This window comes from Alkaliphilus pronyensis (assembly GCF_009017275.1).
In the GTDB taxonomy this organism is placed as follows: Bacteria; Bacillota; Clostridia; order Peptostreptococcales; family Natronincolaceae; genus Alkaliphilus_C; species Alkaliphilus_C pronyensis.
On sequence record NZ_WBZC01000033.1, the window covers coordinates 1 to 11,079 of the forward strand.

The window sequence follows — 11,079 nt, forward strand, 5'->3', positions numbered from 1 at the left end:
GAGGGTAAGAATGCAGAACTTATAAGATTTCATGGGTTATGTCGAGCAAGAGGATATGGCTTATTAAGTGTATCCAAACAATCGAAATTGGCTGCAATAGCAGTAAATATAAAGAGGATATCAGCATTAGCATCCTCTTTTTTATCTATATTTAAAGCCAAAATTAAAGTTATTAGATTAAACTTCAATTTAGAGACTAATTATTAATGCTTTAAGGAAAAAAGACCAGTTTTTCACTGGTCTCGAACCGTCCCTTTGGTTTATGAAGTTCGTGGCATCAAAGGTTACATCTGGTTTATCATGGATGCTATTTCTCGTTCTATTATAGGTTATAGAGTATCTGATAACCGTGGTGTTGGTCCTTGTATTATGGCTATGCGTATGGCTTTTCGCCATATCAAGAATCTTCCTGATAAGTTAAATTCATTGCTGATGGCTACAGTGCATATCCTCTAGCTGCTCAACAGTTTGCTCTTAAAGAGGACTATCCTCTTTACTTTGACATTACTAAGGTTATTGGTCTTACTAATGATGATGCTGTTTCTAAAGAATTTCGTCCCTTTAAGCAAATGGTTGAAAGATTGAATCGTACATTTAAAGCTACCTATCGTTGTTCTTGTGGCTATGATAATTTTGAAGGTGCTAACTACGCTGTTTCTTTATGGGTGGCTTATTACAACTTTCTTCGTCCTCATCAATCTAAAAGTTATCGTGTTCTTAATCATGTTGAGATGTTGAGTAATGCTGATAATATGCCTGGCAAATGGCAGTTACTTCTTTTTCTTGGCCAACAAACTATTCTAAATATGCAGAAGAACCAGCCTGCTTAGTTCTATCTGCTTTTAGATTTTGAGCCAGAGGTATTTACTACAGCCATCCAAAAGCCTTCTTTTGGACTTGCCCTTGATGGCATGTAAAAACAATGCTACAATGCTGTGGTTGAGACGGTGAAAACTATCTGCCTTTGAGTTTTTTCGCCGTCGGTATTTATTACAGAGCATTGTTTTTCCATGCTGTCAAGGGTGGCGGTAGTTCTATAACCGACTTAATAATTAATATTCTTTTTACTTATTAAGACTCATCCAGGGTCTTTTTTCTTTTCTCTGTTTTTTTCATAGGTTACTTTACACTACCATAGAGTTTGTTATACAAGGCGTGAAATTTCCTCACCTTATTTCTCTTGGCTGATTGGTATAGCTTTCTCTGAAGTTGTCGAACTTTTCCTTTTGGTGTTGTTAGCTTTTCAGCATTCACTCACTCTTACCTCCTTCGAAAGCTTGAACTAAGTAGGGACCCTTCCCTAGATACAGTTTTGTTGTCTGTATCATCTCAGGTACTATGCTCCCCTCCGACTGCCTTCTCACAAGATTTCCTTTCGCTTTCACTTATAGATTTCTTCTTTACCTTTCGGTGTGAGTTAGGCTCTCTCCAGTTCCGAGCACTTACTTTCCATACATACCACTTCCCATACACCGGAAACTTCTTCATCAAAGGCTCCAAGTTCTACTTTGATTTCCATGGACTTCGCCCAATAGGAAGGGGCTCGTCAGTTTCTTTGTCTCCTCTCAGAGTTTTCTAACAGTGCTGTAGAATTCACTTTATGTTGCGGTCTGCATGGTCGATAGAGCCACTATGTGCCCATTTTCATGACGCTTCATACAACAGTTCTCACCATTGTATAGTCATATATCTACTGCGCTCATTGGCAATTACGCAGGTCGGACTTTCACCGACAAGTAAATGCCCAGCTTCGCTGGACACGCTCCTATTAAATAAAAAAACCCGAGGATAAACTCCCTCGGGTGCATTATTGCTTCAATCATTATGCTACTTGTGGGTGTTACAACCACAAGTATTTTTACTTGTTCCACCTGCTGGACAACCAATACACTTGGTCCCTTTTTTCTTTTCAATAACAATCTTAGTAATAGAAGCACTTACTATTGCTAGGATAACTAGAATAACAATTATATCTGACATAATTCCCTTGTATGATATAGTCATAGACTAAAATCATACTCTCCTTCCTAATTTATTTTATTATCCGCTATAATTAAACTAGACACTGTGGACTTTTTATATTTCCTTATAGCTTGACTATTCGAAGGAGTGTATTGCCACTGTCTTATTTAAATCATTTATAGTTGGATAAGTTTTAAACTTTTATCTCCCGCAAGGCTATGAGAATAAGACTAGGTGGATCAAAACAGTTGTCAAATTATTATTAAGGACGTGGTTATATGATTTACGTTGGCATTGATATTGCCAAACAAAAGCACTTTGCCGCTGCTATGACCGCTGATGGTGAAGTCTTTATTCAACCTTTTGGGTTTTCTAATGATTCGGAAGGCTTCTCCCTGTTAGCGTCTAAACTCAAGGCACTTGATAAAGAAGATCTTCTTATTGGTCTTGAGTCAACTTCACATTATGGTGAAAACCTTATTTGTTATCTTTACAATATGGGCTACAGTATTGCTGTTATCAACCCGATTCAAACTTCTACTCTAAGAAAGTCTAACATCCGTAAGACTAAAACTGATAAGGTTGATACCATCTTAATCATTAAATCAATGATATTAAACAACCATTGGATTTTCAGCCAAGCTGACATTGATTCAATCCGTCTTAAAAGCCTTTGTCGCTTCTGAGAAAAAACTAAAAAGGCTAAAGCTAGATTGAAAATTCAACTTGTATCGTATGTTGATATTACTTTCCCTGAGCTACAGTACTTTTTTAAGTCAGGTATTCACATTAACACTTCATACGAGCTACTTAAAAAACATTCAAACCCAAATGATATAGCTGCCTTACACCTTACTTATTTAGGTAATCTTCTTAAAAAGGCTTCCCACGGCCGCTTTGGTAAAGAAGAAGCTATTGCTTTAAAAGGTCTGGCTAAATCATCTGTAGGCACGGGTGATGCCTATTTATCTATTCAAATAACTCAAACTATATCTCAAATTGAGTTATTAGAAAAGCAAATTGTTGAACTGGATGAATCCATTAAATCTATTATGATTGAAATGGATTCTATAATCTTGACTATTCCTGGTATAGGATTTCTTAACGGTGCTATGATCCTTGGTGAAATTGGAGATATCACTAGGTTTTCCAATCCTTCAAAGCTTTTAGCATATGCTGGTTTGGACCCTACTGTTAACCAATCTGGTAAATTTAATGCTAAGAACACCAGAATGTCAAAGCGTGGTTCAAAGTTGCTGCGTTATGCCTTAATAAATGCCGCTTGGAATGTTTCGTTAAACAACAAGACATTCAATGACTACTTTGTGCTTAAAAAGTCTCAAGGTAACAACCATTATGCAGCTCTTGGTCATGTTGCTCATAAATTAGTACGTGTTATCTTCAAAATTCTTAAAGATAATGTTGCTTTCAATTTAGACTAAACTCAGACTTGTTTAAAAGTCTATGTCCAATAGGCTTATTTAAGTGCGCTCTTTTTTAGCATAATTATTTATTAATATATTTTTCAACATTTTCGATTGACATTTCATAGTTGGTCTCCTTAAGAACTTAAGGCTACTTTTCTCTTGGCTACTTCATCACCTTTTCTCACAAGATATACAACATAGCCAATCATCAATGCCACTGCCACTAAACCTGGTATGAAACCACTGCCTAAAGCCCCAGTTGTTATCATAGTACCTATTTGATAAGTCATAAAGGCCACAACATAACCCATACCAAATTGGAAGGCAATACCACCCCATAGCCACTTCTTATTCTCCATCTCAGAGTTCATAGCACCAATAGCTGCAAAACAAGGGGGTGTAAATAAATTAAACATTAAGTAGGCTAATGCTGCCACCGATGTTAAGCCCATTATTTGAGCAACGTCTGCACTACCTGAAACAAGAGCTAATTCCTCTGTATCAATGAAGTTTGTTATACCGTATACTACAGCTAATGTTCCAACAACATTCTCTTTTGCTATAAAGCCTGTAATTGCTGCTGCTGCCAACTGCCATGCACCAAAGCCTAAGGGCACTAGTATAATGGCGAAGGGTGATGCCATACTGGCTAAAATACTTGTGTTTTCTGCACCTTCAGCAACCGCTTGGAATTGCCAGTTGAAGGTTTGCATGATGTGTACAGCTGCGTTACAAAGTAATATAATAGTCCCCGCTTTAATTATAAATGCTTTACCTCTTGAAAGCATAGAAACTGCAGCTCTCTTAATACTTGGAAATCTATACTCTGGTAGTTCCATAATAAAGAAAGACCTTGCATTTTTTTCGCCAGTAATTCTTACTACCAATAGCGCTCCTAAAATGATGATTGCAATCCCTACAAAGTACATGGTGACTCCCATCCATGCTGCATCATTAAAGAAGACACCCGCAAATAATGCGATAACTGGAAGTTTGGCTCCACAAGGCATGAAGGGTGTTAACATTGCGGTGGTTCTTCTTTGTCTTTCATTCTTAATGGTCCTTGTCGACATAACACCAGGTATAGAGCAACCTATACCAACAATCATTGGGATAATTGATTTTCCTGATAACCCAACCTTCTTGAAGAATCGATCCATAACAACAGCTACACGAGCCATATAACCACAGTCTTCCAGTAATGCTAATAAGAAGAATAATACCATAATCAGTGGTAAGAAACCTACAACAGCTCCAACTCCACCAATAATACCATCTAATAAAATTGAAGAAAGTACAGGTGATACACCATCACCAAGAGATCCTTCTACCCAAGCATAGAATGAATCAATCCAGCCAACAAATGTATCTGCTAGAAGGGGCCCTAAATGGGCTTGGGATATGGAGAAAACCGCCCACATAACCAATGCAAAAATAGGAATTCCAAGCCATTTATGGGCTAAAACTCTATCAACGGCATCCTGTTTAGTTTGTTTGCTACTAATTACTTTTCTTTCCTCTACCTTTGATACAATTTCCTTGACAAACTCATATCGTTTTTTGTCTGAAGCTTCTACTGATTTTTGATCTGCCATATTTACACCTTTAATATCAAAGGGTGCAGTTTGGGTTTTACCAGTTACCTCTACTACTGTAGAAATTAGATCCTCTAAACCATTATTATTTCCCTTTGTTGATACAGTTTCCACAACAGGGCAACCTAATAATTTAGATAAGCTATCCACATCTATATTGGTAGCTTTCTTCTTGGACAAGTCAATCTTGTTTAAAGCAACCACTACTGGGATCTCTAATTCAAGAAGTTGGGTTGTAAAGAATAAGCTCCTGCTCAGGTTGGTTGAATCAACGATATTAATAATTACATCTGGATTTTCATTTCTAACAAAACCGCTTGTAATGCTTTCCTCAGAAGTAAAGGGAGACATTGAATAGGCACCTGGAAGGTCTACAGCTGTTACTTGGACATTTGTTTTATTAAGCCCTTTCTTTATATCTCCTTCCTTCTTCTCAATGGTTACGCCTGCCCAGTTACCTACCTGTTCAATTCTACCGGTAATTGCATTAAACAAAGTAGTTTTTCCGCTATTGGGATTCCCCGTTAGGGCTACTTTTATCTGTTCTTTCATACTCATGAATATTAACCTCCTAAATTCTTGTGGGATTGTTAGCTTTGGCTAACTTTTTTGAGATAAAAACATTATGTAATTCTTAAGTTATATAAAAATGTTAACCTCAGTTAACTTTGTTGCCAAAATAAAAGCTATACAATAATAGCTTCAGCCAAATCTTTATCTATACTATATCTTGCATCCTTAACTGAAATAACATAGTTCTCGGCTAGTATAGAGATTACAGTTACTAGTTCTCCTTCATAACAGCCTAAGGTAAATAAAAAGCTCTTAAGTTCTTCGTCATTTGTCTTTATTTCCTTTATAACATATTCCGTATTAATCCTTCCTTGTGCTAGATTCATTGCCGGACCACCCAATCCTTTTGTTTTGCTAAGAATTCTAGATATACCTTTATTACTTATAATACTCTCCATATATATACCTCCAAACTTTTATCTATTAACTTTAATTTTCTTTTTGTGTAAGTATACTTCAATAGCTTCCAGCATTCTATCACTTAGAACATGCTCCATTTTACATGCATTTTCATCGGCTTCATTTACTGTTAATCCAAGGGAATCCTCAAGAAATAGTGATATTAATTTATGATTGGTATATATTTGTCGGGATATCTCCTTACCCTTAGTTGTTAAAGTGATAGTGCCATAGGCTTCTTTATTCACCAATCCCTTTTCTTTTAGATAATTCATCGCCCTTGATACACTTGGCTTTGATACTCCCAAGCGTTTTGCTATTTCAACACCGTGGGCATGGCCATGGCCATGGCTTTTCTCTAATATATGAATGGTCTCTAAATACATTTCCATCGATTCACTATTACTCATTATATCACTCCGTTTAACTTTCGCTTTACCTTTGCGAAAACTTTGTTAAACAATTACTGATTTAATTTAACATTTGACAATGATTCTCATTGCCTTCTTTATTATATCATCTATATTTTGCCTAGACAATGGTTTTTTTTATTAATTTATTACTATCTTTGAATGAAAAACTAAATTCCACTCTGATAAGAGTATGATATGGAAATTACATTTTCAAAATTAATAGTAGAGGTTAGTATTTTCAATAATCCAATACAATATAAATACAGAATTCTTTTGCTCTAACTTACCATGGGGACGGTTCTTGTGGTTGTAAAGCCGAATAAAATATGACACTAAGGTATAGAGTGATAAAATGCCAAGAACAAGTCGGGAAAAAAGCAAAAAAGGAATTTATCATATCATATTAAGAGGAATTAATAAGTAAATCATATTTGAGGACGAAGAAGACCATCACAAATTTTTACAAACCATTTTGGAATGTAAAGAGAAAAGTGAGTACCAGATTTATACATACTGCTTAATGGGAAACCATATCCATATTTTAATCAAAGAAGGAAAAGAAGACTTAGGAATGGCCATGAGGCGGATAGGCGCCAGCTATGTTTATTGGTATAATTGGAGGCATGATTGGGTAGGTCACTTATTTCAAGACCGATGTAAAAGCGAAGTAGTAGAGGATGATACATACCTGCTAACGGTATTAAGGTATATACATCAAAATCCACTGAAGGCTAAAATGGTAGAAGACATAAAAAAATATACATGGAGTAGCTATTTGGAGTATACAGAGAAAAATAAAATCGTAGATAGTGATTTTATATTAAATATACTTCATAGTGATAGAAAAAAAGCCATCACAGAATTTATAGAATTTCATGAGCAAGAAGGTGATGGAAATTGTCTGGACATTTCAGAACAAAAGAGAATCAAAGATGAAGAAGCAATAGGGATTATCAAGGATGTCTGTCAGATCAATCATTGTACAGATCTTCAGAGGCTAAAAAAAGATTGCAGAGATAGATATTTAAACATGATCAAGGAACAAGGTTTGTCAACCAGACAAATAGCTAGACTTACAGGAATTAGTCGAAGCATAATTTTAAAAGTATAAGAAAACGGATGAAAATCAAACCACAAGAACCGTCCCTTTGGTTTCCTTTGGTTTTGGTTTATGGTTTAAGAAGCAATATCTAAATAAATGAGAATGGCTGAAATTGTATAAAATCTTTGGGCTAACGCTCTTGTATTTTTGCACAACTCAAGTAAATTAGTTATAATCGAGTTGAATGAAAGAATACTTATTGAATAGGAGCTAAAAAACATGATATTGAGAAAATCTGAAAAAAAGGATTTGGAAAGAATACTAGAACTCAATGAAGAATCTGTACACTTTTTATCGCCGATGACTATGGAAAAACTTGAGCATTTAAGTGGTCAATCTGAGATGATCAGCGTAATTGAAGTTGATGGAATTGTGGAAGCTTTTTCTTTGACAATCAGAGAAGGCAAGGACTATGATAGCGTAAATTACATGTGGTTTTCAGAGCAGTACAATCATTTCCTATATATAGACCGAGTTGTTGTTTCAGTAAAGATGCATGGTAAGGGACTTGGACGAATGCTGTATCAAGCCTTGTTTGAACATGCTAAGCAAATTGAAGTCCCATATATCACTGCTGAAATAGATATTAATCCACCAAATCCTGGTTCACTCATGTTTCATAAAAAATTTGGGTTTAAAGAAGTTGGAAAGCAGTCTATCTTGGACGGGAAAAAGGTTGTATCTCTTCAGGTGGTTGAGATTTAGAGAAACCAAGGAGATAGTTAAAGATAAGGTAAAGACAAGGGGACGCTTCATTTGTCTTATTGTTAGCATTGTGAAGCATCTATCGTGAATGATAGGTGTTTTTTTGTGGGTTAAATAACTCTTAAACAAAATGTTTGGAAGCATTAGCATACTAAAATTAAACAAATAATTTAAAAAGTATGATAAAATGGTATATAGTAATTACCAATAAAAGGAACGAGAGATTATGGATACAGATATTTAGGTAGGGGTAATCAATAAAGACAAGCTTTATGTTAGGTTTGAGTATGATAATTAAAAAAGTCTAATATTAAAAATTATATGCTTTTTCTTTTAGAAGAGCAGGATAGTTCTCACTTTTATGCTAATAAAGCTTTAGTGCAATTAATACTATTTTAAAGAGGTATTGAATAGAAGTGATATGACATGTAATTTACCAAGGCCTAAAAGGTAAATAGAATACTAGAGATATTAAATAAGGATGAGTTAGGTAGGATATTAAGCAATGTAGAAAATATTAAACATAAAGCTATCCTTTACTTAGTATATTCATCAGGGCTAAGAGTAGAGTCGGTAGTCATTCTTAAGACTTGTGACATCAATGAAGATAAGAAGATTATACATGTAGTACAAGGGAAAGGAAGAAAAGACAGATATACACTATTATCACAAGTAGCCTTAGATATAGTAAATATATATAAACAAATTTATGAACCTGAAGATTGGTTGTTTCTAGGAGGAAAAAAGGAAATCTCCTTGCGGAAAGATCAGTACAAAAAGTATTTAAGAGAGGATGTGATAAAACGAAGATAAAGAAATATGTATCAGTTCATACAGTAAGGCATTCTTCTGCTACTCATTTACTAGAAAGTGGAAATGATATAGATGGATGTTCCCGAAGCTTAATTCGGAAAAGATGTTAAAAATGACGGTATTCCCGACATAAGAGTAGGAAAAAAAACCAGTTAGATGGAATAGTCACTATAGTAGGATACCTATTGGATCTTTATAGATAATACATAGGTGATTGTCTATATAGTAGAGCAGAAGAGAAATAAGAACAATGAGGAGGAGTTACATGTGTAAAAAAATATCAATAATTGAAGAAAATGATTTAAGAGAGTGTGCAAAGATATATGTAGATATATTTAATGCAGAACCATGGAATGATAAATGGACAGAAGGGACTGCATTCAATAGGTTACGTGATATTTATTGTTCACCAAATTTTATGGGAGTAAAATATACTATGGAAGGTGGAATCAAAGGGGCAGTTTTTGGAAATTGTGAACAATGGTATGAGGGAATGCATTTTAATGTTAAAGAAATGTTTGTTACTACTGATTTACAGGGGAAAGGAATTGGTACTCAACTACTCAAAAATATTGAGGAAGCAGTAAAAGATGTGGATGTTAGAGCTATAATACTTTTTACAGAAAAAGACTGTAAAACAGATGATTTTTATAGAAAGAATGGGTTTGGTGAGCTGGACTTTATGGCAATGCTTGAAAAGAGCATATGAGAGTTTAAATCTTAATCTTATTCATGTCTGGGTATTTCTTATGGTAAACTTTAAGGATACATGATATCTTTTATGCAGTATTTAAATATGATGTATTTTAGAAATACTAAATTTATAGAATAAGTAGTTTATACTAATGAAGTTAAACATAAAGAGAGGATAAACAGATAGAATGAAGATTATTGAGTTCGATTTAGTAACTAATAAAATGATAAAGATGATGGTTCAAGATTTGGAATCCTTGTATAGTAAATTGCATATAAATGAAAACCTAGAGAAAACAGAAAGTTTACTAGGAAGCAAAATAGAAAAATGGATGAAAAACAAAGTTATTAGTGGTGCAATTTGTATGAAGGATGAAAAAATGGTAGGATTTTTATTTGCTGAACTAAAGAACGATGAGGAGAAAAAGCAAGCTTGGGTTCCGAGTTTTGGAATAGCAACTTTTGGTGCAGACAATGATAAAATTCTATATGAGTTATATAAGCATTGTTCTAGTCAATGGGTTGAACTAGGATACTTTGAGCATGTAATAGAAACATTAAACATAGACAATCAAGTGTTGAGTTTGCAAATGCTAGGATTTGCATACCAACAGGTACATGGGTTGTTAAAACTCTCTAACTATAAGGAGGGTAAAACTGATGCCAAAATATCAATAAGGTCTTTAAGGAAAAATGATTCTGATATTTTAAGAGATATGGCTGAAATTATATATAGATATCAAACTGCTTCACCTGTATATGCTCCAGTAAAAGCAGAGACTATAAATAATATTAGAAATGGTTTTGCTAGCCTAGTAAATGATGATGAAGTAATGTTTTATATATCTGAAACAGATAGGCCAGTTGCATATCAAGCTCTATGGGAAGTTGATTATGGATATCTAATACCAAAAAAATGTGTTGAGCTATCAATAGCAGGTACGTATGCAGATGTCTCACATAGAGGAGTTGGAACAAAATTGATGAATTATGTTGTAAAGGACTTAATGTTAAAAGGGTATAAATGGTTATCAGCGGATTGGAGAATTACCAATATAAGCGCTAGGCGTTTTTGGAATACAAAATGTGGATTTAATATAACTAAGTATAGAATGATAAGAACAATTGATTCTGATTTTTCTTGGGTGAAAGCTAATTAGAGTACATATGTCTATCTCTGGGGTCTGGTTGAGGAACGTCATAAACACTGGTTCGTTAAGCAACATTGAGCTCTATAATAAAAACTTTATTAGGCATTTGCAAAATGCAACAGTGATTTGGATGTAAATAATTACAAGTAATGTAAATTGAACATCGATAATTTAAAAAAGAATGTACATTAGTGATAAGAATTAAGAGGAAGAGTCCTGTAGATGATTTGTTGCAGCACAAAATAG

12 protein-coding genes and 2 pseudogenes are annotated in these 11,079 nt (G+C 34.4%); 9 read left to right on the forward strand and 5 right to left on the reverse strand.

All coding sequences use genetic code 11. The features are described 5' to 3' along the window. A pseudogene (locus F8154_RS09745) lies at positions 1–207 on the forward strand (hypothetical protein); the annotation flags it as partial. On the opposite strand, the gene F8154_RS15615 reads toward F8154_RS09745, so the two are convergent. Continuing rightward, positions 190–396, reverse strand: a complete 207-nt coding sequence (locus F8154_RS15615) for a hypothetical protein (protein ID WP_330577878.1) — start codon at positions 394–396, stop codon at positions 190–192. The pseudogene F8154_RS09745 and the gene F8154_RS15615 sit on opposite strands and share 18 nt — an antisense overlap. Before the next feature lie 173 nt (positions 397–569). On the opposite strand from F8154_RS15615, the gene F8154_RS15620 reads away from it, so the two are divergent. Further along, on the forward strand, positions 570–830 hold the full coding sequence (locus tag F8154_RS15620; protein ID WP_330577879.1) for an integrase core domain-containing protein: 261 nt from the start codon (positions 570–572) through the stop codon (positions 828–830). 997 nt (positions 831–1,827) lie between these two features. Here F8154_RS15620 and F8154_RS09760 read toward each other — a convergent pair. Beyond that, positions 1,828–2,004, reverse strand: a complete 177-nt coding sequence (locus tag F8154_RS09760; protein ID WP_243141219.1) for a FeoB-associated Cys-rich membrane protein — start codon at positions 2,002–2,004, stop codon at positions 1,828–1,830. A gap of 236 nt (positions 2,005–2,240) precedes the next feature. Here F8154_RS09760 and F8154_RS15390 point away from each other — a divergent pair, with 236 nt between their 5' ends. Together F8154_RS15390 and F8154_RS15395 are read left to right on the forward strand one after the other, a co-directional pair. After that, positions 2,241–2,648: an IS110 family transposase gene (locus tag F8154_RS15390; protein ID WP_243141220.1), complete on the forward strand. Its 408-nt coding sequence runs from the start codon at positions 2,241–2,243 to the stop codon at positions 2,646–2,648. Between the two features lie 27 nt (positions 2,649–2,675). Then, positions 2,676–3,404, forward strand: coding sequence for a transposase (locus F8154_RS15395; RefSeq protein WP_243141221.1), 729 nt, complete (start codon positions 2,676–2,678; stop codon positions 3,402–3,404). A 119-nt stretch (positions 3,405–3,523) separates the two neighbouring features. Here the strand turns inward: F8154_RS15395 and feoB are convergent, their stop codons facing one another. From feoB to F8154_RS09780, 3 genes are all read right to left on the reverse strand, one after another. Next, positions 3,524–5,542 (reverse strand): ferrous iron transport protein B, encoded by a 2,019-nt coding sequence (gene feoB, locus F8154_RS09770; protein WP_330577881.1) that lies wholly within the window; start codon positions 5,540–5,542, stop codon positions 3,524–3,526. Positions 5,543–5,670: 128 nt separating this feature from the next. Beyond that, positions 5,671–5,955 (reverse strand): FeoA family protein, encoded by a 285-nt coding sequence (locus tag F8154_RS09775; RefSeq protein ID WP_330577883.1) that lies wholly within the window; start codon positions 5,953–5,955, stop codon positions 5,671–5,673. Positions 5,956–5,973: 18 nt separating this feature from the next. After that, positions 5,974–6,366: a metal-dependent transcriptional regulator gene (locus F8154_RS09780; RefSeq protein ID WP_151861438.1), complete on the reverse strand. Its 393-nt coding sequence runs from the start codon at positions 6,364–6,366 to the stop codon at positions 5,974–5,976. Positions 6,367–6,796: 430 nt separating this feature from the next. Here F8154_RS09780 and F8154_RS09785 point away from each other — a divergent pair, with 430 nt between their 5' ends. The 5 genes and pseudogenes from F8154_RS09785 to F8154_RS09810 all read left to right on the forward strand — a co-directional run bounded on the left by F8154_RS09785 (position 6,797) and on the right by F8154_RS09810 (position 10,842). Beyond that, positions 6,797–7,480: a transposase gene (locus F8154_RS09785; protein ID WP_279237176.1), complete on the forward strand. Its 684-nt coding sequence runs from the start codon at positions 6,797–6,799 to the stop codon at positions 7,478–7,480. Between the two features lie 210 nt (positions 7,481–7,690). After that, a complete protein-coding gene (locus F8154_RS09790) occupies positions 7,691–8,176 on the forward strand; it encodes a GNAT family N-acetyltransferase (RefSeq protein WP_151861439.1) in 486 nt (161 codons plus the stop codon). 468 nt (positions 8,177–8,644) lie between these two features. Next, positions 8,645–9,099: pseudogene (locus F8154_RS15675) on the forward strand (tyrosine-type recombinase/integrase). Between the two features lie 155 nt (positions 9,100–9,254). Continuing rightward, positions 9,255–9,698, forward strand: coding sequence for a GNAT family N-acetyltransferase (locus tag F8154_RS09805; protein WP_151861441.1), 444 nt, complete (start codon positions 9,255–9,257; stop codon positions 9,696–9,698). Between the two features lie 172 nt (positions 9,699–9,870). Next, positions 9,871–10,842 (forward strand): GNAT family N-acetyltransferase, encoded by a 972-nt coding sequence (locus tag F8154_RS09810; RefSeq protein ID WP_151861442.1) that lies wholly within the window; start codon positions 9,871–9,873, stop codon positions 10,840–10,842. Positions 10,843–11,079: the final 237 nt, after the last annotated feature.